Here is a 24,270-nt window from a genome sequence, read left to right on the forward strand (position 1 = left end):
GGTTCGTTCGTTCAGGGATGGGCGACGTGCAGGGGAATCTCCGGCCCTCGGCGTTGGCGCGCCGGGGGCCGTTGCCGTGTCCGGGCCTGTCGGCGGCTCACGAGGCCAGGCCCCACTCGTCTCGGCCGTCGATCAGGGTGCGCTCGTAGCGCAGCAGCTCGGCCTCGGGGTACAGCACCCGCTTGCCGACCTTGATGCCGCGCGGCCCCTTCTGGATGTGGCGCCAGTAGCGGACGGTGCTCTCGGCTGTGCGGTAGCGCTCGGCGACCTCGGTGGTGGTCAGGTATCGCATGCATTCCCATTCGACTAGGCGGCGATTCGATCTGCATAAGGTTGTACCCCGCGATCAGCGGTTACCCAAATCGGGAAGCGCATGTTTCAATTGGGATAGCGACGGTGACGATGGAGGTTCGATGGCAGGCGACAGGCCCGAGGGCGGCGAAGTGCCGCTGCTCTACAGCGAAGGGAACGTGGCCGCGCGCGTCGCCCTGGAGCGCGAGGTCAGAGGGTGGAGCACGACCGAGCTGGCCGAGCGGGTGACCAGGGCCGGCGTCAAGATGAACCAGACAGCGGTCTGGCGCATCGAGAACGGCACCCCTCGCCGGCGCATCAATCTCGACGAGGCCCTCGCCTTCGCCCGCGTCTTCGAGCTTCCTCTGGAAGAGCTGATGTCCCCGCCCCTGGAGGGGCTCGACGTCGACAGCCGGCGGCTCGTCCAAGAGGCCGTCGAAGCGTTCTACGAGGCCCGAGACGCGCGCGACCGCCTCCATCACGCCGTGGTCGCCATCGCCGACCACATCAAGGCCCACCCCGACAGCTCGCGGGCGATCCACGAGCAGTGCCTCCGCCTCATGGGCGACGAGCGCGACGCTCGCACCCTCAGCAGCGACATCGAGGACGGCGGCCACTACTGACAACCGAAACGAAGGAGAGGCCACTTGGCCAACATCCAGAAGCGCCCCAACGGCAAATGGCGAGCCCGCTACCGCGACCTCGACGGCAAGGAGCACGCGCGCCACTTCGACCGCAAGCTCGACGCCCAGCGGTGGCTCGACGAGGTCACGGCCAGCCTGGTCACCGGCCAGTACGTGGATCCGCGCGCCGGCCGCGTCACCTTCGAGAAGTACGCCGAGAAGTGGGAGGGCTCGCTCATCGCCAGTGAGGCGGGCGAGCGCATCACTGATAACGCGCTGAGGCTCCACCTCGTACCGGCGCTGGGAGCCCGCTCCATGGCGGCGATACGCCGCAACGACATCCAGGTGCTCTTCAAGTACCTGTCCGACCAGCTCGGCCCCGGCAGCGTGCGGAACGTCTACGACGTCCTCGTACGCGTCATGACGGCGGCCGTGGACGACAAGGTCATCGCCTCCAGCCCGTGCCGCAGGATCACTCTTCCGGCCATGCCGGACGAGGAGGTCGCCCCACCCACGGTCGAGCAGATCGAGGCGGTGGCGCGCGTCATGCCGCCGTACATCCGCGCGGCCGTTGTCACGCTCGCCGGGTCAGGGCTGCGCATCGGCGAGCTGCTCGGCCTGAAGGTGTCGGACGTCGACTTCAAGGCCGGCGCCATCCGCGTCGAGCGGCAGCGGCTCCAGTCCGGAAAGATCGGCCCGCCGAAGACCGCGAAGTCCCGACGTACGGTCCCGGTCGGAGAGGTCGTCACCGACGCACTCCTCGCGCACCTCGCCGCACGCCCGTCCGAGGACTGGCTGTTCACGATGGAGGAGGGGGAGCCGCTCAACTATCGGCGCTGGAAGACCGAGTGGAACTGCGCCCGCAGGGCGCTCCAGGCGGAGGGGAACGAGGCGGCCAAGCGCGAGGGGCGCAAGGCCGTCGAGCTGCCGCACATGGTGACCCACGACCTGCGGCACTTCTACGCCTCCGCGCTCATCGCCGGCGGCGCGAGCGTCAAGCAGGTCCAGCTCGTGCTCGGGCACGCGTCCGCCGTCATCACGCTGCGGATCTACGCCCACCTGTGGCCGGGCGAAGAAGACCGCACCCGGGCCGTCATGGACGCCGTGCTCGGCGGCCTGCGGACCGGGTGCGGACTCGGAGACACTGCAACCAAGAAAATCGCAGGTCAGAGGGCATGATCGAAGATCAAGCCTTCTTCGTCTCCCAGAAGATCTTGTCGATCGGCTGGGCTACCGGAGTGGCTTTCCCGTGAGCTGGGCGTATGCCGCTGACCTGCGACTTGCCGGTGCCAATAACTAGCAGCATCTAGCGCTATCTAGCAGGCTTGCGTAACGACTCCTCATGATCATCTCCCAAGAGTTCTCCCACCCCTCCCACGGGAGAGGCGCAGGCCAGGCAGCAGAAAGACCGCCTGCCCGCCGGGGGTGCTCGGCGGGCAGACGGCCGTCTCTGAAAACCAAGATCACTAAAAGCGACTGGCCAGACGCTGACATGGGATCACGCTGATCACAGCGTTGTCGAGTGCCCCGCGATCTCCCCAACTGGACCTACGACCGACGACGTGAGCTGGGAGACCGCATCCGCGACCTGCGCCTACACGCCAACCTCACACAGGAGGTTCTCGCGGAGATGACCGGTATCGACCGACGCACAGTGCAACGCATCGAGCGCGGCACCAGCGACCCGCCGTACAGCTCCCTCCTCCTCATCGCCGACGTGATCGGCGTGCCCTTGTCCGACCTGGTTGGGTGAGCGGCCCGTCCCCGACGGGGGTGGCGGGGGGCGGGCCGCTCGTCCCGCTACCGGCACGGCCGGCGGACTTACGTGCCGGGAGCGGGGGCTATCGACCGAGGCCGGACGGGGCGGTCTGGCGCGGTGTCGGTCGGCAGGGGATTCGGCACACGGTGATCGTGGACCCGGCGCCCGAGGCGCCTGGGTTGTCGAGCTGCTGGGTGTCGTCTTCCTTGAGGGGCTTGTCGCAGCGCTGGCAGAACATCAGCAGCCCTCCCTGATGAGGCGGTGCACCTCGACGGCGACCGGACAGGTGGAAGTCTTCTGGCAGCGCTCGCATGCGGGCGCGTGGTCGAACAAGAGCCGGTACGCCCGCCGTCCCACGCAACGCTTGCAGCCGCGGGGGAACCAGTCGTAGGTGCCGTCCAGCCACTTCTTCTTCCGCGGGCCCAGACTGATGGCCGTGGCCGGGGTGAGAAAGATCCCGTCCCACACGCACGTCACGCCGCGCACCTGCGCTTCGGTAAGTCCGTCCAGGGCGGGCAGCGGGAGGGCTGCGAGCACGTGATCTCGGGCGGTTGTCGTCGTGGGGCTGTCGTCCATACAGGCGGGCTGCGTAGGCTCTGCCATGTCGCCGCTCCCTCATGCGGTGGCCATGCCCCCGGCCGGTCGCACGGCGCGGGGGTCCTCTTATGTCGACGCTACTCTGCCTGTCACCACTTGTCAGGTGACGTCACATGACGAGAAGCATCGTCGTATGACTCCTACGGTCGAAAGGTGACCGTGGACCTGGACGGCCCCGAGCCGCTGTTCGAGCAGATCGCGCGGATCCTCTCCGCTCGCATAGCCGACGGCACCTACCCGCCGCGCCGGCGCATCCCGTCCGAGGCGGGGATCGTCGACGAGTTCGGTGTGTCCCGACCTACCGCGCGGGCGGCCGTTCGGCTGCTCGTCGAGCAGGGCCTGGTCCGCACGGTGCGCGGCAAGGGCAGCTACGTCGTGGATGCGCCGCCCCAGACATGACTCCCTGTGAGCGGCGTGGCCGATAGCCTCCCGGGCATGGACGACGACGCCGCGCAGCAGCCGTACATCGACCCGGACTCCGACCACGACGACCGGCCAGTGTGCGGGATCTGCCCGTCCCTGTGCTTTCCGCGCGAGGCCTTCGTCATCTACGACCGGCCGACTTGGGAGGCGCCGTTCGATCCGGCCGACGGCCGCCGGTACACAGCCGACCGGGTCCCGGCCTGCGTCCACCCGCACAAGATCGGACTCCCGCCCGACAGGCAGGCCCCGCCTCCCAAGCCGCTGGAGACGGAGCCGCCTGCGGACCAGTCGGCTACGCCACGGCGTAGTCGATGGTGGAGGCCATCCCGCGCTCGGTGATTCCGATGCCGGCGTACAGGCGGTCGAGGACCTGGCGGCGCCGCTCGGCCTCCGGCTCGTCGATCCAGTACCGCTCGTCAACCGGGCCGAACGTGGCACGGTACGCCTGGTGGGTGTAGTCGCCGAGCCGCCAGGCGCGGCCGGCCTCGTGCTCCCGGACGGTGCTGTGCACGAACAGGTGGCCCGTGCGCTGCTGCACCCGGGACAGAGCGGTGAACTGCGCGCACAGGGCGTGCACCGCGGTGTCGACCGGCACCGGGACCGGCAGCTCGGCCGCCAGCTCGTCGCCGTCGGTCATCTCGTACACCGCGCTCTTCAGCGCCATGACGCGCAGGGCGTCGTCGATGAGCGACGGCGCGTCACGGCCGACGCTGTAGTTGGGGATGAGGACCTGGCCGTAGTCGTCGGTCCAGTCCGAGGAGTACTTCTTGCAGCCGTCGAGGACGGCGGGCATCTCCGGGTCCGCCATCCACGCGTCGTGGATCGTGCGGGCCCGCTCGGCGATCGTCTCCGGTGCGGGGCGGGTGAGGGTGATGGCCACTGCTACCTCCCGTGTAAGGGGTTGCTGGTGACCGTCATCGTGGACGCCCCGGAAGGACGGTTGTACTGACAGACCGGGGCCATTTGGGACGCCACGCGCTACCGTCCGAAGTGGCCCAAACGTCCCAGGGAGTTGCCTTGCACCAGGAGCTGCAGCGCGCTATCGAGACCGCCGGATTATCCCGCTCACGGCTGGCCCGTAGAGTCGGAGTGAGCGTCAAGACCGTGGACCGCTGGGTATCAAACCCGAGTCGCGTCCCCCACCCACGGACGCGGGACGAGGTGGCGAGCGCGTTAGGAGTGGACGCAGACATGCTGTGGCCCAAGATCCGGGGCTTCGTGCCCGGCCCCGACCGGGAGATCGTGGCGACGTACCCGTACCGCAACGCGTGCCCGACCGCCGTGTGGTCTCGCCTCTTCGACGGCGCGAAGCGGGAGATCACCTACGCCGGATACACCAACTACTTCATCTGGCAGGAACAGCCCCGGATGCCCGAACGGCTCGCAGCCAAGGCTGCGGTCGGCTGCACGGTGCGCTTCCTGGTTGGCGATCCCGAGTCCGAAGTGACGCGCCGACGGGAGCAGATCGAGGCAGTCCCGCTCACGGTCAGCACCCGCATCCAGATCACCCTCGATGCGCTCAGCCGGATCGAGGGCGACGACGTCAAGGCACGCCTGTCCGACGGACACATCGCGCTCAGCGTCTTCAGGTTCGATGACGAGATGCTGGTGACACCGCACCTGGCGAACCTTCTCGGGCACGACTCGCCGCTGCTGCACCTGCGGCGCCGTGGCAGCGGCGGCCTGTTCGACCGGTTCGCCGAGCACGTCGAGGCGCTGTGGAGCGAGGCCCGCCCGGTGCCGGCCACCGCCTGATCCCAGACACAGCAAAGCGGCCCCCTCCCACCCCGCGAAGGGATGGGAGGGGGCCGTGGTGTGGTCATCGGGCGAAGAGGGCGATCGCGCCGGTGGCGGCGCCGGCGACTCCGGCGAGGACACCGATCGTGGGCATGGGCCAGCGGGCCCGCTCGAGGGTGCGGATCCTCAGCTCGTGGTCCTGGAGGTCGCCGCGGATGTCCTTGGTCTCATCGAGGAACCCGTCTACTTTCGACTCGATGCGGCCGACCGTCTGAGCCAGATCCCTCACCTCCTGGTACATCTGGGCGCTGCTGATGTACACGCCCGGGTCGGGCCCCGTCATCAGGAGTCCTCGAGGGCCTGCCGGTTGGGCACGGCCCAGGTGAACCCGAGCGTGGCCAGGACCGCGAGGCCGGCCGCCCATCCCTCGGCGGCGGTGACGACGTCGTCGGTGACGGCGACGGACAGAGAGCCGGCGCCCGCGGCCGCCGCGGCGACGACGGCCTTCCAGTACTTCGAGATCCGCATGGGGCTACCTCACTTCTTGGGGAGCTTGAGCTTCTGGCCCACGCTCAGGTCGTCGGGGTTCTTCAGACTGTTGAGGTCGGCGATCTGCCGCCAGCGGTTGCCGTCGCCCAACTTGCTGGCGGCGATGGCCCAGAGGGTGTCGCCGGGGCCGACGGTGTACGTGCTGGTGCCGCCGGGCGACCAGGACGCGGGCTGCTTCAGCCGTTCGGCGACACGGGCACGGATGGCGGTGTGGCCGGGGTAGCCCGGGCCGCGCGGGTCGACCTTGCCCGGCTGCCACTCCCCATGAGCGATGACGGAGATGGTGCCCTTGCCGTCCTTGTTCCAGCCGTGCGCCCGCAGTACGGCCGCCGCCGCGCGCACCATCGCTTCGACCTGCGCCGCGGGCCACGGGTCCTCGTTGTCGCCGAGGTTCTCGCACTCGAAGCCGTAGAAGTGCCGGTTGCCGTCGGTGTTCTGCTCGTTGTCGGCGGGGAGTGCCCTCTCCGCGATCACGGCGCGCAGCACGTCGTCGTCGCCCAAGCCCGCGTGGTTGGCCCTGCCGTAGCCGACGAGATGGACCCGGCCGTCCTTGGTGATGACGCCGTGGCACAACGGGCCGGGCAGGCCGGCGTATCCGTGGCGGCAGATGTCCACCGTGCGGGTGCTGCCCCGGGTCACGGTGTGATGCATCAGCACGCCGTGCACCGGGCCCCACGGGCCCTTGTGGTTGCGGTTGTGGTCGCGCCAGTTGCCGACCTCGACGACGTCCAGGCCCTCGGCGCGCAGGGCGGCGAGGAACTTGGCAGCGGACAAGGGTGTGGCCATCAGGCCTCCAGGCATGAAGAAGCCCCGGGCCAGGCGGCGCGGGGCGAGCGGGTGTTGAGGGGTCAGCCGAGCAGCACGGGCAGGACCGTGTCGGCCATGTGCGCGAAACCGACGTCCGACATGTGCACCGAGTCGGCACCGGCCACGCCCGGCGACGACTGCGTGCCCCAGTAGCCGAGGCTGTTCCAGTACGGCCACGAGTTCCTGCCCAGGCCCCACCAGTTGATGAACGCTGCACCGTAGGCATCGCACAGGCCGCGGGCCCGGGCGACGTAGTCCTGGTACTTGAAGTTCGTTGCCTCGTGACGGCCGAAGTGCGGCAGGGCGAAGATGATGTCGGTGTCGCCGGAGCCGCCGTCGTAGTCCCGGACCGCCCGCAGCCATCGCGCCACGTTCCCCGCCCAGACGTCAGCCGAGTTGTTCGCCGTCGCATCGTTGGGCGCCGTCGACCAGATCGCCAGATCACACGGGAAGTCGGAGCCGCCGTTCCACGGGCCGTTCAGGCTGGCCGCGGTGTGGCCGGTGCCGTAGCGGGAGCTGGTCGCCCCGGCCAACGCCAAGTTGTGGACGAGGATGCCGCTGGCCCGCTCGCCCGAGACGCCGCACACCGACAGGTACTGGCCGGTGCTGGCCGTGCCAGCCTTGAGAGTGACGGTGTGCTCCGTGTTCGACAGGCCGGTGATCGTGGTGGTCTGGATCGCTGCGGTCCCGGACGGCTGCGGCACAGACACGTCCGCCCCGCCGTCGATGCTGTACAGCATGACGGGCCGGGTGCCGCCGCCGACCACGGTGAAGATCTTCACCGTGGTTCCGCGGGCCTTGAAGGTCAGCGTCGCGCCCGTGGTGTCGCTGTAGATGTACGTGCCTCCGGGCCCATACGTACTGCCGCCCTGTGTCCAGGTACCGGTCTGTCCGACGGCGGCCCCGGCCGTCTGCCACGCGGCGAGCGCGTCCGGCGCGCTGCCGCCGATCAGGGCCGGGGACAGGTGGACCCCGTGGAACCCCGAGCCGCCGTCGCCGTAGATGCTCTGCAGCTTGGAAGCGACCAGGGCCGGCCACGACTTGGTGCGCGGGTTGGAGGAGTAGAAGCCGAGCGTCGCACTGCCACCGACACACACGATCTTCGCCAGGCCGGAGCCTGCAGCGTCCCGGGCGGCGTACCACTTCCGCCCCCAGCCGCGCGGCACGTACAGGAACGGGTTGTCGTCCGGGGTGCTGAGCGGGGTGTTCCCGGTGATCCCGCGCCGGACCGTGGTGGCGGCCGGGTTGGGGCTGGCGGTGACATTGATGCTGGGCGACCCGCGGTAGACACGGGTGTTGAGGATCCGGTTCGGAGCGCTCGGGTCCAGCGTGTTGCCGTCGGCGAACAGCCGGCAATCGTCGGTGACGTAGAGCAGGCCGTTGTTCTCGATCGTGTTGTTGAAGGAGTTCGGACCGAAGGTGAAGGCGGTCAAGCCGGAGGCACCGCTGCGCAGGTTGATGTGGTTGAGGCGGAACGTGTTGCTGCTGCCGCGTTCCACGTGGACCAGGCGGTCGAACTGCTCGAGGTTGATGCCGCGCCAGTGGGTGTGGGAGGTGCCCCAGCCGCCGACGCCGGTGATGTGGATGCCGGTGCAGCCGGTGCCGGAGGCGATCGCCTCGCACATCTCGGCTTCGATTTGGTTCATCACCCCGGCGGCGGTGGTGGACTCGATTCGGTAGGCGGTGCCACCGTCGCCGACCAGGTCGGCAAAGCACCTCTCGAGCGTGAGGTCCCCGGGGTTGAAATCCGCGTGCTCGCTGTACATGCGGATACCGTTACGGACGCCGCCGATCTCGATGTTCTCGAACACCGACCGGAACGGGCTGCCCATATTGATCGCCCACCCGGTGTGGCTGCTGCTCCACGGGCCGTTGATCTGCAGGTTCTTGAACGAGCTGTTCCAGAAGCTCCGGTGCCCGGACAGTTCGCCGTTGGTGGTCGACGAGGTGATGCCATCGGTGGCGCCGCCGATAGTGACGCCGAACGAGTCCAGCTGGACGCGCACCACCTTGGTCAGGTGGATCGCCGACGACAGGCCAGGCCCGGCGCGGAGCATGGTGGCGCGGGCGCCCTGCCCGCGCAGGATGATGCCGATCTCCACATCGACGTCGTCCGTGCCCTCGATGGACAGCGGGGCGGTCAGGTTGTAGTCGCCGACGGTCAGCAGGATCTCGCCGCCGCCATTGTCCCTCGCGTCGTTGAGGGCGGCCTGGATCTGTTCCTGGTCGGCGATGCCGTCGCATACCCAGGTGGCGGCCGCGCGGATGTCCGCCGGCGCAGTCGACGACGCCACGATCCGGGTGATCGACGTGTACCCGCCGCCGCCCTCACCGCCGCCCGCGTTGCGGGCCTGCATCCACGCCCGTGACGTACCGCCCGCGTCCGCCCACATCCCGGTCACGCCGTCAGGGCCGGAGAAAGCAGGGATGAACCCGTTCGCGTCGGCGACCACTTCGGTGATGGGAGTGCCGCCGGCATCGAGGAGGTCGACGTGCTGGGTGCCCTCCGCAGCCTCATCCCAAAACGTGAGGGCGGCGCCGGGGGCGACACCCCACAGGCCGTCCGTCGGCTGCACCACGTAGTCGGCGATGCCACGCCCGTACTCGTACCGCATCTGTCACACCGCCCAACTGACGCCGGACTCCGGCATCACGTACTGGTCCCTGCGAACGGACTCGTAGTTCTCCAGCCACACCTGCCCGGGCCGGTTGGTGTTGGCCGAGTAGACGATCACCCGGGCCAGGCCGGCGCCGGAGACATACGCGAGGACGTGCTGGTCGCGGGTGGGGTGCCGGTAGGAGGCCGGGATCAGGGCCGGCAGCCGGGACATGGTGCTCGAGGAGAGGTCGCCGGCCGTCCGCTGGAACGAGCCGAGCCGCAGGTGCACGCTCCCGTTGCGCCGCTCGAGCACGGACGCGCTCGCGTTGGACCACGCCGACAGCGGCGAGTCGAGCAGGACGGTCCCCGAGTCCTCATACACCGTCAGCCAGGTACTGCCGTCCCACAGGATCAGGCGGCCCGTGTTGGTCTCCCACGCCATCTCGCCACGTTCGGGGTACGGGTTGCGGTGGTTCGACGTGCAGGGCCGAACCCGGGCGCCCACGTACAGCTCGCCGCGGGTCACGCTGACCGAGGCTGCCCCGCTGAGCACCGTCACCCCGGCCAGCAGGACTTCCCACACGCCGGTAGGGCCCGGGTCCCTGACCAGGGTGGGGGTGCCTGCGCCTGGGACGCCCGGCCTGACCACGGCCCGCACGGTCCAGTCGGACCGGTCCAGGCGCAGCACGATCCGGTCGGTGCGCGTCGAGCCGCTGGTGTTGGGGGCGATGTCGAGGGTGACGCCGGTGGGGCCGGACGTCCAGCCGTGACCGCGGACGCTGGCGTGCACGTCGGCGCGCACGGTCACGGCCAGGCCGAGGCCGGCCGACACGACCGCGGGCTCTGTCGGATCGCCGTACACCCCGTCGTCGCTGAAGCGCGCCGCCAGCAGCTCGTGCTGGACATCGGTCACGACCCGATCAGTGGCCGGGTCCGGCCATGAGCTTTGCGCCACGTCTACCTCCCCTTCGCTTCCAGTTGTCCCAGCCGGTAGGCCAGGTCGCGCACGGTCCAGACGGTGCGCGTGAGTGTGGTCTTGTCGCTGTTGCCGATGACGGAGGTGACGAGTTCGCCCTCGTCGGGGGTGGCCTCGAGGCGGATGGTCTGCACGACGTCGTCAATCTCCAGGTTGGTGGGCAGGACCACGGTGACCTTGTCGCCGAGTCCGAAATCCCGGCCGGCCTGCAGGTCGGGAGTGTCCACGGTCACCGTGGACAGGGAGGCCTGCGGGTTGTCGTTGCCGAATGCCATGAGGCCGGCCTGGGTGAGCTCGCCTTCCGAGTCGTCGTCCGTCCCCGACTTCTCGATGAGCCGTTCGACGCGGTACCAGTCGGCGGCCGTCCCCGAGGCAACCTCGACGTAGACACGCCGGTTGGGCGGGTCGCCCTGGCTCACTTGCTGCTTGGGGTCGTTGCCGCCCATGACCAGTTCCGAGGTGGCCGTCGGCGCACCCATGGTGAAGCCGACCCGCCGCACGTTGCCGAGGCCGTAGGAGAACCGGGCGGTGCCGGTCAGGTCCCGCGGGGCGTACACCCCGAACCTGATCTGCCCGTCGTGCTGGAAGGTGCGGAAACCGAGGCGGTCGGCGGCCGCCGCGGTGCGGCAGGCATCGAGCAGCGGCTCGAGACGGGTGGACACTGTCCGGGTGGTGCCGACGCCGGCCACGGTGTCCAGCACGAGCTGCTCGATCCGCCGAGCCGCCAGGGCGCCGGGCCCGCAGTTCTCGTTGACCAGTGTCCGGATGATCGTCTCGGCGTTCGCCCGCAGCTTCCGGACGACGTCGCTGGTCGTGGTCTGCGCCGAGAAGGCCTTCGCGGGCTCGGGGTAGGTGAGGTACCCGGCGACCCTCGCCAGGTCGTCAGTGAACCGGGCGGTGACCGTGCCGACGCCGGCGTTCTGGTCCAGGTCCCACACGTAGTCTTGCGGTTCCTCCAGCGGCCCGGCACACCAGATGCCGCCATCCCGCACGACGAGCATGCGGTTGCCGGGCTGCAGGAGCTCCATCACCTCCTGCCGCGCGGGCAGCTGGACACTGCCTGATGCCGGCGCGTTGAAGTTCAGGTCGCAGGCCAGCTTCGTCCACCCGGTGATCGGGTCGCCCAGGACGTTCAGGTTGCGGTCGGTGACCAGCAGCTGCACGCTCATGCCGTCTCGTACCTCGGGTGGTAGGTGAGGTCGACCGCCGACCCGGCCGCCGCCCCGTTGAGCTGGAAGGTGACCGGTGTCTCGCCCGGCGGCAGCGACCACAGGACAGCCTCGGGCCAGTTCAGACCAGGCGTCAGGACCTCCCCGGTGTCGGAGCGGGCCTGTGGCGGGTCGGTGGAGATCGTCACCGTCTCCCCGGCCAGCAGCGGCCCGTGCACGGTGGCCGTCATGTCCAGCGTGAAAGACTCGTCGGTGTCGTCGCGGGTGAACTCGATTGCCGTGGCCGGGCCCGTGACGGTCCACACGGGCCAGACGTCGACGCCGCCGGGGTTGGTGACGGTAGTGGCGCCCAGCACCTGACTGCTGGACACCGACGGATAGGGCACCAGGTAGTCGACCTGCGTGCCGGTCTCCCGGTGCACGGTCTGCGGGGCGACGTCGACCCAGTACGGGTCCTCGCAGTACAGGGTGAGCACCGCGGAGTCCCACGTGATGCCGGTCGCGACCTGGCCGCGGCCGTCCCAGCCGCCGTAGTAGACGACCTCGATGCGGCGGGCGGTGCCGTCCGGGCGAGCCACCTCGAGGATGCCCGGCGAAACGGGCCGGCCGTCCCGTCCAGGCCGCAACGTCCGCAGGAACGCGCCGCCCACGTCCCTCCAGTTCTTCGTGAAGGCCAGGTGGTCGGCGCCCCGCACGAGGACCGGCCACACGATGGTGCGGGCCTGCGGCTGGACATGCCGCACCCGCGCACCACCGCGCGGGTGCAGGTCCGACGTCACGGTGTACGGAGCCGCGCCGAGACCGGACACGCCCTCGGCCAGCGTGTACCAGTCCGCGCTCAGGTCGGTCATCGGCCACCGCCCGCCAGCCGGGTCGATGTACGTGATCGACGCGTAGCCGATCTCCGGTATCTCGATCGGCGGCGGGGTAGTCGGCTCCTCCGGCGTGACGACCGGTGCTGTGATCAGGGGCATCTATCCAGGCCTCCCCACGCGCTGTCGTGCCTCCTCCTGCCGCTGCAGCAGCCGCAGGTCGTTGATGTCGATGACCGACTTACGGGGCTGCACGATGTACGTCACCGACGGCCGGTCCCCGCCCGCCGCTGCCGTGGCTGCGACCGGTGCGGCGGGCATCCCCGGACGGGCCGCCCTACCGACCGGCAGCTCACCCCGGTTGAGCGCGTCCATGAAGGCGATGCCGTACTTGGCTACGGACGACGCCTTCACCATGTACTCGTTGGCCGACCCCCACAGAAGGATGCTGTCCGAGGTGGGCGTGCCTGGCCCGCTCAAGAGCCCGCCGTCCGGGTAGCCGGGAATCTGCCCGCCGTCGGCGTAGCCGCGGATGAGGCCACCTTCGGCGTAGCTGCCCGGCCGCAGCTTGTTCCGGTTGCGTGCCTCGCCGGTGGCGCCCTGGACGATGTAGTTCGTCACCACATACGTCGTGGCGGTCTTCCCATCGAGGCCGTCCAACTGCCGGCGCGCCGCCGCCAGCTGCCGCTCGAGCTGGTTGATATCAGCACGGACCTGCGCCTTGCGGCTGTCGGGGACCTTGCCCAACTTGTCCTTGGCGGCGTCGAGTTTCTGCTGCAGGTCCTGCATGTCGCCCTTGAGCTTCGCCGTCTTGTCCGGCGTCTGCAGGATCTGATCAGCCAAGGCCTTGGCTTCGGCCTTGGTGAGGCCCATCTGCTGCGCACTCTTGATGAGCTGCTCGCGGCCCCGCGCATAGATCCCGTTGACCGTCTCCCACGACTCGCCGTTCTCCCTGGCGGACGCCGCAGCCTCGTCGGTCTTCGCAGCCAGGTCGTTGAGGGAGGTCGCCGCGGCGCGCTGCTTCTCCGTGTTGAGGACGAGTTTGCCGCCCTGCATGTCGAGGACGCCCGCGTTCTCCTTGGCGGATTTCGTGGCCGCGTCGATCGCCGCCTCGAACCCGATCATGCCGCTGAGGCCTTGGCGCTGCACATCGTTGAGCGCCTGCAGACTCTGCCGCAGCCCATCCGCACTGGCCTTCTGCGCGGTCAGCTTCTCCTGCACCTGCTGCGCCTGTACCCCGAACAAACCCATCGCCTCGGCGGCGAGTTCCTGCTCGAGGGCCTGCCCCGCCAGCGCGTCCTTGTAGGCGTCGAGCTGCCCTCGAACCTGGTCCGAGGTGAAGCCTTGCTTCTCGAGGTTGGCGATGACTCTGTCGAGGGCGGCGGCCGCCAGGTCCGCCTGCCCGTTCGACACCAGAGAGGCCAGCGCCTCGTCGAGCGCGCCGATGTCCTCCTTCGCGTTCTTCACCGGTGTTGAGTCCATGCCGATGAGGCCGACAAGGGACTGCTGGAACTGGTCGATGCCCTCGGGGTCGATGGCGAGCTGGAAGGCTTCGCCCAGGCCGCTGAGGTCCTGGTTGTAGGCGCGCAGTGCCTCCCCGGACACCTTGCCCGACCGGGCGAGTTCGACGAGGGACGTCGACAGCTTGTCGACGTCGGGCTTGGGCTTCTCGCTCTTCGACGCGATGGCGTCCAGGCCGATCAGCAGCAGCCCGATCCCCGTACCGGCCATCGCCAGTTTGGCCGTCCGGGACAGACCGGAGATCGCCGCACCCACCCCGGCGAGCGCACTGGGTGCACCAGCCGCAGAGGCACGCATGGCACCGATCTGTACGCCGAGCGCGGCCATCGCCGCGGTGGCCGCACTGCCGCCGGCCGCTGCGAGCTTGACCGCCTTGATGGCGACGGCCAGCTGCAGCAGCATGGCGATCGCCTCGGGCGGCACCGCCGACACCACCTTGCTCAGGACGTTGACGACCTCGAGCATCCCGACGCCGACATCGCTGCCCGCTTCGAGGACGTTGAGCAGCGCATCGCCTACGTTCTCCAGCGTGTCCCATACCAGGGGCCCAGCCTCTTGCGCGTAGTCCCACCACTCGCGCAGCCTGCCGCCGTCGTACTGCCCGTTCTGCAGCTTGGCGAGGAAGATCGTCAGGCTGTCGATCCCGTTCCGCAGGGTGTCGTTCGTGAACTTGGTGAAGCGCTGGTTCATGGCGTCGAAGCCGGGCGTGCTGATGCCGCCGGCGACGAGGGTGATGAGCCGGTCGAACTCGCCGGACGCCCCCTTGACCAGGCCGGTCGTCTTCGGCAGCAACGCGTTGGCGACGGCGATGCCCTTGGTGAACGGGGCCATCACGTCGCCTGCGAGGCTGTCGGACCATTCCTGGTAGTTGTCCTTCAGGATGCCGACGGCGACCGCGGCCTCACGCGTCGGGGCCGGCAGCTTCTCCATCTGCCGCGCCCATTCCACCTGAGCCTTGGCGGCTTCCTGCGAGGTGGCCCCCGAACTCTCGACGGCCTGCTCGTACTTCTCCTGCGCCTCGAGGGCCTCGCCGATCGCGCCGATCTGCGGGCCCAAGGCGAGCGCGTAGGCGCCGGCCGCCACGGTGACGGCGCCGAGCTGCCCGGCCAGGACCGTGGCCGACGCTGCCAGGCCGGCGACCGCCGGGATCGCCGCCGGGGCGAGGCTGATGAGGTTGGCCTTCAGCGCGTCGCCGAGCTTGCCGGCCGCGTCCGACAGCGACGTCATGCTGCGCTGGACGGTGCCCGACCGGTCGTCGACCAGGCGCTGCGCATCGGCGACCGACAGGAACCGACCGTGCAGGTCGCGCAGCTGGCCGTCGGCGTCGGCCGTGATGCCGGCCATCCGCAGCCGCAGCCGGTCCGCGCTGTCTCCGGCCCCGTTCAGGACCCTGCTGAGATCATCCCTCCCGGCGAGGGTGAATGTCAGGCGCTCGGCCACCATGCCTCCTCACCGTCGTGCGACGTGGTGTTGTATCCAGAGCACGGCCGACTCCAGCTCCGCGCGGGACAGGAGACTGATCTCCCAGGGCCGGATGTGCAGGTAGTGCGCGAGGAGCCACCGGTACTCCGTGATCAGCCCTTTTGTTCCTTCTGGCGGCGCGTCAAGTGGTCTTTTCCCAGGGCGGCGAGCGCGGCGTCGACGTCGTCCGGGTCCTCGGCGAGCTTCCGCAGGTGCGGGGTGATCACGTCGATCGTTGAGTCCTCGTTCCGGGCGAGGGCCTCCCGCATGATGTTGGTCAGGACCTCGTCCATCTCGGCACGCGTGATGCGTGCCTTCAGCCGCCGCCGCCACCCCGGGACGTCGAACGTCTTGAAGGACAGGTCGGGTTCGTCGCGGCGGCGGACCGCCCACAGGACGGCCCGCATCGCGGTGGGGTCCTGCGCCTGCAGGCGGGCCTCGATGCTCCGCCACGGCACGTCCCCGCCCATGGCCTCCTCGATGGCGGCCGCCTCGAGCGCGCTGAGGTCGTCAGTGTTCACCCGCTGCTCGGTGCCGTCGTCCTGCACATGGGTGATGATCATGTGGTTCCTTCTCTCATTGGAGGTCCCGGCGCACATCGCTCAGGACCCGCTCCACTTCGGCCCGCATCCGCGGTGTGCCGGCCTGCACGGTGCGCGACCACCAGCCGGGCGGCCGCGCCGACTGCGTCGCCCACCGGCGGCGGTTGCCGTACACGGGGTGCCGGACCCGGCCTTGCTCGATCGTCCACGGCATGTTCCGCATGTCGGCGGGGAGCCTGGACCGGTCGATCCAGATGCGGGCGCCGGGGCTGGCCCCCTGCCGGACACTGATCCGTATGGAGGCCGCGATCGTCGCCCGCAGGGGCCGCGTGGTGGGCGATGGGCCGCCGCGCACTCTGCGGCCCGTACCAGGCAGCTGCACTGTGCGGATGGACTGCTGCAGGTCGCGGTGCAGCGGCTCGGCGGCCCGACGGATACGGCGACCGAAGTTCTGCCGTAGCCGCGGGCCGCCCGCGACTCGCATGCGGCGAGACAGCGTGATGAGCTGCCCGGTGCCTGTGATCCGCACCGACCCGGCCATCGGTCAGCCGCCCGCCGCAGCCGGGATGTCCACGTTCTCGGCAGGCTCGGACGTGATGGCGAACTGGCACATGATCTGCGCCGCCTGGTCCAGCTCGCGCACCTTGGCCTGCGAGGTGACCGTGACCGGGTACACGTCCATCGGCTGACCGGGCACGTCGCCCTCGTCCATCCACACGACGAATCCATCAGCCTCACGCACCAGCAGCGTGCGGACGTCGTCACCGTCCTTCGACGCCCAGAACGTGAGGCTCGAGTCGGAGGCGGTGATCTCACCGCCCACGACCGGGGTGAACCGCGAGCCCAGCGCCGGGGTCGGCACGGTGCCCGAGGTGGTCTGCCATCCGGCCATCGCGCCGGTCTCGGCCTCCAGCCCCGTACCCGCGTCCAACTCGGCACGGGCCGGGCTGTTCTTGTTCACGATCACCGGCACCCACAGCACCCGCGTGACGCCGCGCCGGTAGTACCGGGTCGACGCCTGAATCGGAGTCGCCATCAGCTCTCATTCCCTTCGCTCTGTCGGCGCTTCGCCGTGCCCTTGGCTGTCCGGCCGTTGTCGTCGACGACCTGCCAGCCCGACCGCTCGTACTGCACCACCGAGATCTCCGCGACTTCGATCTCCTGCTCGAGGTTGGGATGCCTCATCCGCACCATGGCGCGGCTCCTCTCTATGTGAAGGCGCGGCCGGCCACCGTCAGCAGCAGCACCGCCTGCGCACCCTTCGGGGTCTGGTCCTGGGTGAGCTGGCTCGCCTCGATGGCGGCCTCCAGCTCGGGCAGGCCGATGCTCGGATCGGCCACGAACCACGCCTCCACTCGCGAGGCGATCTCATACGCCCTCTCACGAGCGGCCCGCACGTCGGTGTCGCCGTTGTAGACGACCACCGCGACGGTGATCTGAAACTGTTCCTCGCGACGGGACCCCAGCCCTGCCCAGCCGCCGAGGGTGTTCGCCGTCTGGAAGTCGCCGTTCGGGTCGCCGTCGAAGCCGACGATGAACCACTCCAGGTCGGCGTCCTCGGTCATCTCCGGGCCGTCCGTGATCCGCACGCCCTTGAGGCCAGCGTCGGTTTCCCCGAGCGCGACCAGGCGGTCGATGACTTCGGGTACTCGTGATCCCACTACGCCACTCCAGGGGGAAGTCGGTCCGGATCCAGCAGCTGCACCGCCCTGTTGGGCACCGCGTAGCCAAGGCCGGGGATGGGTTCGGTGACGGCGTAGTCCTGGCTTCCGCCGGCCAGGCCGCCGCGGCCCGCGCGCTGCGTCTCCCACAGGTGCTGAAGGATGATCCGCGCGGCGCCGCTGATGTTCTCTGCGATGACGGTCCGCCCGGCCCGGTAGGTGAACCGCAGGCGGCCGGACAGGAGCCCCCCGTCCAGGCGGAAGACCTCGCCGGTGTCGCCGTCCACGCCGAGGCTGTCAACGGCGTAGGACACCGCACCGGTCAGCGCGGACTCGACAGCGGTCACGGCGACGACCGGTGTGCGCCGCAGCACGACGGTGTCCGCGTTGCGCACCTGGTGCTCCTCGGTGCACGACCGGACGACCACCGGGCCCACAAAGTTCTCGACGACCCGGGTCGTCGCGTTGATCCAGAACCGCATCTCGTCGTCGTCCGTGGTGCTGACACGGTTCAGGTGCTTGCGGGCGTCGGCCAGCGACAGGATCGCCGGCGGCGCCTCCTCCTGGACGTCGAAGACGTCGGTGTACGCGGCGGCGGGCTGGGTCCACAGCCAGCGCACCGTGTGCCGGCCGGGCGCCGTGGTGACGTAGTCGGCCTGGTAGCGGCCGGTGTTCGTTTCGACGGCGGCCGGGGTGTGGGCCGTCCCGTCCGGGAGGGTGACCGTCACGACGGCCGTCGCCGCCGTGGTGAGGTTGCCGTCCGGGTCCCGGCACTCTCCGGTCAGGCGCACCGCCGCGCCGAGATCGAACGGCATCGCTCACCCCTTACTTGCTGGAGCTGCGGCCGCGCCGTGACGGCGTCTTGCTGGCGGGCGTCGGCGGGGTGAGGTCGCGAGGCTGGCCCGGGTCGGCTGTCGCCTGCTCCACCCGCTGTTTCCGCGCGGACAGGTGGGCGTCTACGGACTCGAAGGATGCCTCGCGGCCCTCCACGATCGGGTCGTCGTCCGCGACCAGCGCACCGACCTTGACGACGCGCGGAGTCCCGTTGACGTATGCCGCGAACGACTTCTTGCACCGCAGTGCCATGACGTTCTCCTCTCTGGAGCATGCCGCGGGCCCCACCCCGAAGTCGTGAGGTGGGGCCCGCAGAAGTGCCCTCGGTCAGACGGCGGTCGCGACGTTGAGCATCCGGAACGCGGCGTCGTTGACGCTGTCGGCGCCGACCCGGTACCAGGCGTACCAACCGCGCTGGCCCGTCGGCCGGCGGTTCGCGCCGACCAGGTGCGGGATGAACTCCACGGTCATGCCGATCCTGTCGGCGATCACGTAGTTCTCGAAGTCGCCGAGGATCAGGATCCGGTTGTTGCCGGCGGCTGCCGGGTTGAACCCGGAGTCCATGTCCTCCGCCTCCAGCGCCGGGCGGCCCATCAGCAGCGCCGGCACGTCTGCGCCGATCCGCTCCCACAGGTCCGCGCCGCCCTGGGTGTCGAACTGGCGCACCAGGTTGTAGATGTTGCGGTTGGCCATCCAGGAGGCGTTCGCCCGGTACCGGGCGGGCAGCGAGCCGTCCATCGCGTAGATGTCCGCCGACTCGAACGTCTCCGCCGTGGCCGGAGCGATCTCGCTCGCGGTGCCCGTCAGCGCGGTGACGATGCCGGTGGGCTGCTTGACGCCCGTACCGTTGATGAACCCAGCGGCCTCGTGGGTGTCCTTGCCGAAGGCCAGGAGCCGCCCGACCTCCATCGTGACGTTCTCGGCGTCGCTCATCGCCTCGATCGAGATCGGGACGAAGCCGTCCGCCTTGTGGACCGGCACCGTCGGCTGACCGAAGGCCGGCGCGTTGTCCCCGGCCTCGGACTCCTCGTCGGCCCAGCGCCACTGAACGGCGCCGGCGGACACGCCGTGCCACACGTCGCCGGTGGCGACGACCTGGCGGGCAGCCTGGCGGATCTGGTTGCGGGACCCGTTCGACGTGATGATGACCGTCGGGTCCAGCTGGAACGGCACCAGGTAGCCGCCGTCGGCGTCCGCGAGGGACATGGCCCGCTCCAGGGCCTTCTGCTCCTCCGGGGACATCATGTGAGCGCGGCCGCCGGCCAGCTTCGACCAGGCACGCAGGTACTCGGGCGAGGACGTCGCCAGGCACATGCGGGCGATGGTGCCCCGCTTGTCGTCGAAGCTCTCGATGATGTTCGTCGCCGCAGACCTGATCGGGTCGTTGGCCGCGGCCATCTTCTCCACGGCCGCGAGGGCACGAGACTTCAGCTCCTGGCCGACCTGCTCCGGGGAGCGGTCGAAGGTGCGCATCTCGCCGAGGTCCCACGGGTTGCGGAACCGGCGGTCCTCCACCGAGTCGGGGTTGAGGACCGGGTCGGAATCGTAGGACCGCCCGGTCGCCGCGCTGCCCGGCATGACGGCGACCGAGGCCGGGGCCCGCTCGGTGTCCTGGGTCGCGGCGCGCACCCGCTCCAGGGCGCTGCGGCGTTCCAGCTGACGGCGGTGGTCGTCGACCTCGGCGAACTCGGTGGTCAGCTCGTTGAAGTCGCGCTCGTCCTCCTCGGACAGGTTGTCGCGCTTCTCCAGCTCCTCGAGCCGGGCGCGGATCTCACGCAGGCGGATGACCGCCTGGCCGTGCGAGAGCTGCAGTGCCTTCGGCATCAGCTCGTCTCCTTCGTGTCGATGGACGCCAGTACGCCATCCATCAGCTCGCCGATTTCGGCCAGCTGAGAGCGCATGCGGACTGTGCGGGGGGAGGGCGACGGGTGCCCATCGGCGGGCGGCGCGTCGGTACTGCTGGGGGCCGTCGGGTGCCCAGGATCGGGCGGCGCGACGGATCGTCCGGCCGGGTGCTCCACAAGGAGCGGCGCGGCCGTCTGCTGCTGACGGAGCGCCTCGCGCACGGCGGCGCTGAGCTGCTCCGGGTCTGAGGTGCCCGCCACGTCGATGACGAGGCGGACCGGTGCGGCGTCGTCCTGCCGGTACAGCAGGGCGGTGGCGACCTCGCGGCGCAGCTCCGGGTCCTCGGGGACCTGCGGAGCCAGGGTGGCCGCGTCGCGGGCGAGGGAAGCCCGCAGGCGGGCACGGGCATCGCTGTCGTCGGCCAGGCCGTGCGCGACGTCCCGGGCCCGGACCGACACGCTCGTGCCGACGTAGGCGGGGAAGACGACGGGGCCCAGCTCGCGGCACCGGATCTCGATCAGCTCGCGCTGGAGCGGGCCGCGGTCGCCGGGCATCCACAGCAGGTCCAGGACCTCGTCGGGCTTGACGAGCTTGCCGTTGACGTCCCGCCACTCCTCGCGGACCACCTCGAATCGGAACGACATGCCGTTCACGGTCTGCTCGGCGATCGCGTCGCGGATCGGCTGCATCAGCCAGTTGTCGGTGATGCGGGCCTCGACGAACAGTCCTTCGTCGTCCTCGCGCAGCTGGCTGATGGCGCCGATGGGGATGCTGCCGATCAGCGGGTGCCGGCCGTGGTCGAACTGGAGGACCGGGGCCTGCTCGCGGATCGTCTTGCGGAAGGCGCCCTTGCGGATGGTCTCGGTGAAGTGGCCTTCCCAGGAGTTGATCTCGGTGGCCTGGCCGAAGACGGCGGCGTAGCCGGACAGCGTCCGGCCGTCGCCTTCCTCGTCGCCGTCGGCGCGCTGGAGCTGGAATGGTGCCGACCGCATCAGGTCACGGGCGACGGACTGCATGGCGGGCATCTCAGGCCCCTCCCTCGATCGGGCGGATGGCGTCCTGGAGCGCGGCGGCCAGGGCCCGCGCGCGGTCGGCCTGCGGCAGGTCCCCGCCGGGCTTCTGGAGCTGCACGGAGAACAGGCCGGTGTGGTTGAGCAGCGTCCAGTCCGAGGCGGTCACCGCGGCCATGACGGACTCCGGGGTGTATCCGGCGTCGACCAGCGTGCGGATCGTCCGGGACTGCAGGCCCTGGATCTCGGCTGCGTCCCGCGCGTCCTCCCGCAGGAACGGGACGTCGCGGGCGTCGTACCAGAGCCGCACCGCGCCGGACGTGCCGCCGCCGGGCGGCCGGACCAGGCGGGCGAAGCTGCCGGCGGCGTTCTGCCACAGCGGGTGGATCGTGCCGTCCGCGAACCGCCGCCGGGCCTGGCCGTAGTTGGAGTACGTCGCGGCCTGGAGCCCCTCGGACAGCCCCACGATGATCGGGGGCACCCCGGCGGCCGCGGCGATGCGGGTTTCGCCGGCGCCCTGGACCTTCGCGAAGTCGAGCTGCTGGAAGTCCGCGCCGACGACCGTGACGTCCGCGCCGCCGCCGAGGTACAGCGTCTTGTACGCGTTCTCGACACCGCGGTGGCTGGCCTCCATCTTCGCCTTGAACTTGGCGAACGCCTCCGGGCTCACCTCGCGGGCCAGGCGCACGACCATGTTCGGGGTGGCCGCGTTCTCCAGGAACTTCCGCTTGTGCCGGGCCATCAGCCCGTCGTTCTGCACCTCGCGGATCACCGGCGTCAGCCACGACATGCCCCGGTACGTCGCCAGCGGATCGGGGACGGGCGCGAAGTGCGCGACCTCGTCCGCGAGCAGCGCTACCGGCTCCTCACCGGGCTCCTGGTAGATGTAGCCCAGCTTCCGCCAGCCGAGGTGCCCGCCGCGGTGCTCGCGGCGCTCCAGCACGATGTACACCCAGTCCGGCCGCAGTCGGACCATCTCGTCCCCGAAGCGTGTCCAGTAGGCGTTGCCCGCCAGGTCGGCGTCCTGGATGTCCCGGGAGAGCAGGTCCTGTGTCGTCCCGCCCGGCCACGGCTCCTCGAGGAGCCGCAGTTCCGACGAACCGAACATGGCTGATGGTGTGCCGTTGTTCAGCCGCTGCCACGTGAACCGCGGTGCTGAGAACACCATCTGGCGGGCGACCATGCACGCCCAGATCACGGGGTTCGTCGCGAACAGCTGCGCGTACCCCGGCAGATCCGTGGGCGCCTTCTCAGCGGCCTGCCCGGGCTGGGTCTGGGTGATCCCCAGCGCCGAGTAGCCGCCGTACCCCAGAGAGTCCTGGAGGGCCTGCGCGTAGTCGTCGATCGTGCTGATCGCCCGGGACTCCGCAGGGCTGCGGGAGGCCCGCCACAGGTTCATCACGGGCCCTCACCTCGGCTTTCCTTCGGCGGGGCCACGTCCATCAGCAGCAGGCAGTAGGCCCCCAGGCCGAGGCCGGCCGTCATGAGCGCAGCCGCCAGGTCGATGGCGAGCCCGATCCCCGCGGTGAACAGCCCGCCACCCGTCACGACGCCCGCGCGGGCAAGCGCGGTCCGCGTCATTCGAATTCGGCCCACGGCTCTACCTCCTCCTCCGGCTCCTCGATCTCCACCGAGAGGCCCCACCGGGCGTTCGTCCCCGCGACCAGCGGCGTGATGTCCACCCCGAGGCCGCGCCGCGCCCACGCCCACGCGTCCCCAAGGTCGCGCTTTCTGGCGCCTGCCAGCGCGGTGGCGAGCGGCGCCTGGCCCAGGTGCACGATCCGGTCGGCTGCCACAGCGTCGTAGAACTGGCCGACGGCCTGCACGACATCCCGGGTCTTCATCTCCACGACCGGAGCCAGGAGCTGAGGCTCCTCGTCGCCGTCCGCTTCTTCTTCCGGATCGACCTGCAAGCCCTTCTTCAGGTCGCGGATCAGCGACCCCGCCGGACTGCCCGTATCGATCACAAAGCACCGCGGTTCCCACTTCTCCGCCAGTTCCCTGGCCCGCTGGACAATCCAGTCCGTGCCGGGCCGGTTGTCGATGACCTCGACGTGCACGGCCTTGCCGCTCTGGCCGGCCGCGCAGATGCTCGCGTGGCTCCGCTCCGGTGTGACGTCGATGGCGAACGCCACCGGGTCCGTCATCTGGCTGTCGCCGTCCGTCAGGGCCTCCCAGGCGTCCTTGCCGATGACCACCCAGGCGTCCGCCCCGTCCGACGGATACTCGCCCACACCGAGCCGCTCCCGCGCGAACACTTCCGGCCCCATGCTCAGGCGCTCCCGCTCCGTGTGCTCCAGCGTCAGCCGGTAGCCGAGCGCAGGGTTCGCCCGCGCCGCCGACACCGGCGAGTTCAGGTCGTCGTGGTCCGTGCACCCGGTCGGGCACTCCCGCGCGTGCGGGCTGATGCTCCACTCCAGGTAGGCCAGCGACGGATCCGGCTCCCCGGACTCGATCGCTGCCAGGGCCCGCCGCCGCAGCCGCCCGAGCTGCATGGACGGCGCGCCGATACCCGCGCTGCCCAGGTACCAGAGCTGCGGGTCCTTCACGGCCGCCATGGTCGGCATCAGCGCGCCCATGGCGTCGTCGCCGAGGATCATCGCCTCGTCCAAGATGTTGCACGCGCCGGTGAAGCCACGGCCGGAGCCGCCCGACCGGGCGAGGAAGCGCAGCCGCTGCCCGCTCAGCAGCTCGATCGCTTCCTCGCCGGTCGTCCGCCGCACCCGCGCGACGCGTTTGCGCAGCTCATCGCAGTTCATGATGAGCGCCTCGATACGCCGGAACGCCTCAATGCTCGTCTTGAACTCGTGCGCGCTGTGCAGGATCAGCCTCTCGCCGCCGAGGAACAGCCCCCACAGCTCGCGGGCCTCGATGATGCCGCCCTTGCCGTTCTGCCTCGGCACGTTCACGCACGTCTCGAACGCCGACCAGGAGCCGTCCTCCCGCTCGCCCATGCCGACGTGCAGTACGAACTGCTGCCAGTCGTCCAGCACCAGCCCCGCCACGGCCGCCAGCTCCACCGCCTCCTGCCCCGCGCTCGACACGAACGGCGGG

The 24,270-nt window shown here is 70.1% G+C and carries 28 protein-coding genes; 5 read left to right on the forward strand and 23 right to left on the reverse strand.

The window, feature by feature from the left end; genetic code table 11:
- Positions 1–97: 97 nt before the first annotated feature.
- A complete protein-coding gene (locus tag AB0I73_RS16960) occupies positions 98–292 on the reverse strand; it encodes a helix-turn-helix domain-containing protein (RefSeq protein WP_359918228.1) in 195 nt (64 codons plus the stop codon).
- Between the two features lie 121 nt (positions 293–413).
- Here AB0I73_RS16960 and AB0I73_RS16965 point away from each other — a divergent pair, with 121 nt between their 5' ends.
- The 3 genes from AB0I73_RS16965 to AB0I73_RS16975 all read left to right on the forward strand — a co-directional run bounded on the left by AB0I73_RS16965 (position 414) and on the right by AB0I73_RS16975 (position 2,667).
- Complete coding sequence (locus AB0I73_RS16965) at positions 414–914, forward strand: helix-turn-helix transcriptional regulator (RefSeq protein ID WP_363038034.1); 501 nt, start codon at positions 414–416, stop codon at positions 912–914.
- A gap of 24 nt (positions 915–938) precedes the next feature.
- Entirely contained in the window at positions 939–2,093 is a 1,155-nt protein-coding gene (locus AB0I73_RS16970; RefSeq protein ID WP_363038036.1) for a site-specific integrase, read from the forward strand.
- A 343-nt stretch (positions 2,094–2,436) separates the two neighbouring features.
- On the forward strand, positions 2,437–2,667 hold the full coding sequence (locus AB0I73_RS16975; RefSeq protein WP_363038038.1) for a helix-turn-helix transcriptional regulator: 231 nt from the start codon (positions 2,437–2,439) through the stop codon (positions 2,665–2,667).
- Positions 2,668–2,910: 243 nt separating this feature from the next.
- On the opposite strand, the gene AB0I73_RS16980 is transcribed toward AB0I73_RS16975, so the two are convergent.
- The gene (locus tag AB0I73_RS16980; protein ID WP_363038040.1) at positions 2,911–3,276 is read right to left on the reverse strand and encodes a hypothetical protein; all 366 of its coding nucleotides are present in this window, start codon (positions 3,274–3,276) and stop codon (positions 2,911–2,913) included.
- Between the two features lie 147 nt (positions 3,277–3,423).
- On the opposite strand from AB0I73_RS16980, the gene AB0I73_RS16985 reads away from it, so the two are divergent.
- Positions 3,424–3,669, forward strand: coding sequence for a GntR family transcriptional regulator (locus tag AB0I73_RS16985; protein ID WP_363038042.1), 246 nt, complete (start codon positions 3,424–3,426; stop codon positions 3,667–3,669).
- Between the two features lie 316 nt (positions 3,670–3,985).
- Here AB0I73_RS16985 and AB0I73_RS16990 read toward each other — a convergent pair whose 3' ends face one another.
- Positions 3,986–4,573, reverse strand: coding sequence for a hypothetical protein (locus tag AB0I73_RS16990; protein ID WP_363038044.1), 588 nt, complete (start codon positions 4,571–4,573; stop codon positions 3,986–3,988).
- Positions 4,574–4,884: 311 nt separating this feature from the next.
- On the opposite strand from AB0I73_RS16990, the gene AB0I73_RS16995 reads away from it, so the two are divergent.
- Complete coding sequence (locus AB0I73_RS16995; protein ID WP_363038242.1) at positions 4,885–5,448, forward strand: hypothetical protein; 564 nt, start codon at positions 4,885–4,887, stop codon at positions 5,446–5,448.
- Between the two features lie 64 nt (positions 5,449–5,512).
- On the opposite strand, the gene AB0I73_RS17000 is transcribed toward AB0I73_RS16995, so the two are convergent.
- The 20 genes from AB0I73_RS17000 to AB0I73_RS17095 all read right to left on the reverse strand — a co-directional run bounded on the left by AB0I73_RS17000 (position 5,513) and on the right by AB0I73_RS17095 (position 24,260).
- Complete coding sequence (locus tag AB0I73_RS17000) at positions 5,513–5,773, reverse strand: hypothetical protein (protein ID WP_363038046.1); 261 nt, start codon at positions 5,771–5,773, stop codon at positions 5,513–5,515.
- Positions 5,773–5,958, reverse strand: a complete 186-nt coding sequence (locus tag AB0I73_RS17005) for a hypothetical protein (protein ID WP_363038048.1) — start codon at positions 5,956–5,958, stop codon at positions 5,773–5,775. Before AB0I73_RS17005 ends, AB0I73_RS17000 begins: the two co-directional genes overlap by 1 nt.
- A gap of 9 nt (positions 5,959–5,967) precedes the next feature.
- Positions 5,968–6,765: an N-acetylmuramoyl-L-alanine amidase gene (locus AB0I73_RS17010; protein WP_363038050.1), complete on the reverse strand. Its 798-nt coding sequence runs from the start codon at positions 6,763–6,765 to the stop codon at positions 5,968–5,970.
- 62 nt (positions 6,766–6,827) lie between these two features.
- On the reverse strand, positions 6,828–9,401 hold the full coding sequence (locus AB0I73_RS17015; protein WP_363038052.1) for a hypothetical protein: 2,574 nt from the start codon (positions 9,399–9,401) through the stop codon (positions 6,828–6,830).
- A gap of 3 nt (positions 9,402–9,404) precedes the next feature.
- Positions 9,405–10,298 (reverse strand): hypothetical protein, encoded by an 894-nt coding sequence (locus tag AB0I73_RS17020; protein WP_363038054.1) that lies wholly within the window; start codon positions 10,296–10,298, stop codon positions 9,405–9,407.
- A gap of 44 nt (positions 10,299–10,342) precedes the next feature.
- Positions 10,343–11,530: a siphovirus ReqiPepy6 Gp37-like family protein gene (locus tag AB0I73_RS17025; RefSeq protein ID WP_363038056.1), complete on the reverse strand. Its 1,188-nt coding sequence runs from the start codon at positions 11,528–11,530 to the stop codon at positions 10,343–10,345.
- Entirely contained in the window at positions 11,527–12,504 is a 978-nt protein-coding gene (locus AB0I73_RS17030) for a phage tail protein (protein WP_363038058.1), read from the reverse strand. Before AB0I73_RS17030 ends, AB0I73_RS17025 begins: the two co-directional genes overlap by 4 nt.
- Entirely contained in the window at positions 12,505–15,306 is a 2,802-nt protein-coding gene (locus AB0I73_RS17035; RefSeq protein ID WP_363038060.1) for a hypothetical protein, read from the reverse strand. It lies immediately after the preceding gene.
- A 131-nt stretch (positions 15,307–15,437) separates the two neighbouring features.
- Entirely contained in the window at positions 15,438–15,887 is a 450-nt protein-coding gene (locus AB0I73_RS17040; protein ID WP_363038062.1) for a hypothetical protein, read from the reverse strand.
- Positions 15,888–15,900: 13 nt separating this feature from the next.
- Complete coding sequence (locus tag AB0I73_RS17045; protein WP_363038064.1) at positions 15,901–16,350, reverse strand: hypothetical protein; 450 nt, start codon at positions 16,348–16,350, stop codon at positions 15,901–15,903.
- A 60-nt stretch (positions 16,351–16,410) separates the two neighbouring features.
- The gene (locus tag AB0I73_RS17050; protein WP_363038066.1) at positions 16,411–16,902 is read right to left on the reverse strand and encodes a hypothetical protein; all 492 of its coding nucleotides are present in this window, start codon (positions 16,900–16,902) and stop codon (positions 16,411–16,413) included.
- Positions 16,902–17,060, reverse strand: coding sequence for a hypothetical protein (locus tag AB0I73_RS17055; RefSeq protein ID WP_363038068.1), 159 nt, complete (start codon positions 17,058–17,060; stop codon positions 16,902–16,904). The genes AB0I73_RS17050 and AB0I73_RS17055 overlap by 1 nt, the downstream gene beginning before the upstream one ends.
- Before the next feature lie 14 nt (positions 17,061–17,074).
- Positions 17,075–17,527, reverse strand: a complete 453-nt coding sequence (locus AB0I73_RS17060; protein ID WP_363038070.1) for a hypothetical protein — start codon at positions 17,525–17,527, stop codon at positions 17,075–17,077.
- Positions 17,527–18,342 carry a hypothetical protein gene (locus AB0I73_RS17065; RefSeq protein WP_363038072.1) on the reverse strand — a complete coding sequence of 272 codons (816 nt, stop codon included), beginning with the start codon at positions 18,340–18,342 and terminating at the stop codon, positions 17,527–17,529. Before AB0I73_RS17065 ends, AB0I73_RS17060 begins: the two co-directional genes overlap by 1 nt.
- Positions 18,343–18,352: 10 nt before the next feature.
- Entirely contained in the window at positions 18,353–18,613 is a 261-nt protein-coding gene (locus AB0I73_RS17070) for a hypothetical protein (RefSeq protein ID WP_363038074.1), read from the reverse strand.
- 75 nt (positions 18,614–18,688) lie between these two features.
- Positions 18,689–20,185 (reverse strand): phage major capsid protein, encoded by a 1,497-nt coding sequence (locus tag AB0I73_RS17075; RefSeq protein WP_363038076.1) that lies wholly within the window; start codon positions 20,183–20,185, stop codon positions 18,689–18,691.
- Complete coding sequence (locus tag AB0I73_RS17080) at positions 20,185–21,231, reverse strand: HK97 family phage prohead protease (protein WP_363038078.1); 1,047 nt, start codon at positions 21,229–21,231, stop codon at positions 20,185–20,187. Before AB0I73_RS17080 ends, AB0I73_RS17075 begins: the two co-directional genes overlap by 1 nt.
- A gap of 1 nt (position 21,232) precedes the next feature.
- Positions 21,233–22,615 carry a phage portal protein gene (locus AB0I73_RS17085; protein WP_363038080.1) on the reverse strand — a complete coding sequence of 461 codons (1,383 nt, stop codon included), beginning with the start codon at positions 22,613–22,615 and terminating at the stop codon, positions 21,233–21,235.
- Positions 22,615–22,812: a hypothetical protein gene (locus tag AB0I73_RS17090; RefSeq protein ID WP_363038082.1), complete on the reverse strand. Its 198-nt coding sequence runs from the start codon at positions 22,810–22,812 to the stop codon at positions 22,615–22,617. Before AB0I73_RS17090 ends, AB0I73_RS17085 begins: the two co-directional genes overlap by 1 nt.
- Positions 22,794–24,260, reverse strand: a complete 1,467-nt coding sequence (locus AB0I73_RS17095; protein WP_363038084.1) for a terminase — start codon at positions 24,258–24,260, stop codon at positions 22,794–22,796. The genes AB0I73_RS17090 and AB0I73_RS17095 overlap by 19 nt, the downstream gene beginning before the upstream one ends.
- Positions 24,261–24,270: the final 10 nt, after the last annotated feature.

Source organism: Streptomyces sp. NPDC050388 (assembly GCF_040655635.1).
GTDB lineage: Bacteria > Actinomycetota > Actinomycetes > Streptomycetales > Streptomycetaceae > Streptomyces.

What these genes read in the sequence shown, in the direction of transcription:
- AB0I73_RS17080 (WP_363038078.1), bottom strand. Translation starts at nt 21,231, where the DNA reads ATGCCCGCCATGCAGTCCGTCGCCCGTGACCTGATGCGGTCGGCACCA.
- AB0I73_RS17055 (WP_363038068.1), bottom strand. Translation starts at nt 17,060, where the DNA reads ATGGTGCGGATGAGGCATCCCAACCTCGAGCAGGAGATCGAAGTCGCG.
- AB0I73_RS17015 (WP_363038052.1), bottom strand. Translation starts at nt 9,401, where the DNA reads ATGCGGTACGAGTACGGGCGTGGCATCGCCGACTACGTGGTGCAGCCG.
- AB0I73_RS16965 (WP_363038034.1), top strand. Translation starts at nt 414, where the DNA reads ATGGCAGGCGACAGGCCCGAGGGCGGCGAAGTGCCGCTGCTCTACAGC.
- AB0I73_RS17045 (WP_363038064.1), bottom strand. Translation starts at nt 16,350, where the DNA reads ATGCGAGTCGCGGGCGGCCCGCGGCTACGGCAGAACTTCGGTCGCCGT.
- AB0I73_RS17035 (WP_363038060.1), bottom strand. Translation starts at nt 15,306, where the DNA reads ATGGTGGCCGAGCGCCTGACATTCACCCTCGCCGGGAGGGATGATCTC.
- AB0I73_RS17000 (WP_363038046.1), bottom strand. Translation starts at nt 5,773, where the DNA reads ATGACGGGGCCCGACCCGGGCGTGTACATCAGCAGCGCCCAGATGTAC.
- AB0I73_RS17040 (WP_363038062.1), bottom strand. Translation starts at nt 15,887, where the DNA reads ATGATCATCACCCATGTGCAGGACGACGGCACCGAGCAGCGGGTGAAC.
- AB0I73_RS17030 (WP_363038058.1), bottom strand. Translation starts at nt 12,504, where the DNA reads ATGCCCCTGATCACAGCACCGGTCGTCACGCCGGAGGAGCCGACTACC.
- AB0I73_RS16980 (WP_363038040.1), bottom strand. Translation starts at nt 3,276, where the DNA reads ATGGCAGAGCCTACGCAGCCCGCCTGTATGGACGACAGCCCCACGACG.
- AB0I73_RS16960 (WP_359918228.1), bottom strand. Translation starts at nt 292, where the DNA reads ATGCGATACCTGACCACCACCGAGGTCGCCGAGCGCTACCGCACAGCC.
- AB0I73_RS17070 (WP_363038074.1), bottom strand. Translation starts at nt 18,613, where the DNA reads ATGGCACTGCGGTGCAAGAAGTCGTTCGCGGCATACGTCAACGGGACT.
- AB0I73_RS17065 (WP_363038072.1), bottom strand. Translation starts at nt 18,342, where the DNA reads ATGCCGTTCGATCTCGGCGCGGCGGTGCGCCTGACCGGAGAGTGCCGG.
- AB0I73_RS17025 (WP_363038056.1), bottom strand. Translation starts at nt 11,530, where the DNA reads ATGAGCGTGCAGCTGCTGGTCACCGACCGCAACCTGAACGTCCTGGGC.
- AB0I73_RS17005 (WP_363038048.1), bottom strand. Translation starts at nt 5,958, where the DNA reads ATGCGGATCTCGAAGTACTGGAAGGCCGTCGTCGCCGCGGCGGCCGCG.
- AB0I73_RS17085 (WP_363038080.1), bottom strand. Translation starts at nt 22,615, where the DNA reads ATGAACCTGTGGCGGGCCTCCCGCAGCCCTGCGGAGTCCCGGGCGATC.
- AB0I73_RS16995 (WP_363038242.1), top strand. Translation starts at nt 4,885, where the DNA reads ATGCTGTGGCCCAAGATCCGGGGCTTCGTGCCCGGCCCCGACCGGGAG.
- AB0I73_RS17010 (WP_363038050.1), bottom strand. Translation starts at nt 6,765, where the DNA reads ATGGCCACACCCTTGTCCGCTGCCAAGTTCCTCGCCGCCCTGCGCGCC.
- AB0I73_RS17075 (WP_363038076.1), bottom strand. Translation starts at nt 20,185, where the DNA reads ATGCCGAAGGCACTGCAGCTCTCGCACGGCCAGGCGGTCATCCGCCTG.
- AB0I73_RS17050 (WP_363038066.1), bottom strand. Translation starts at nt 16,902, where the DNA reads ATGGCGACTCCGATTCAGGCGTCGACCCGGTACTACCGGCGCGGCGTC.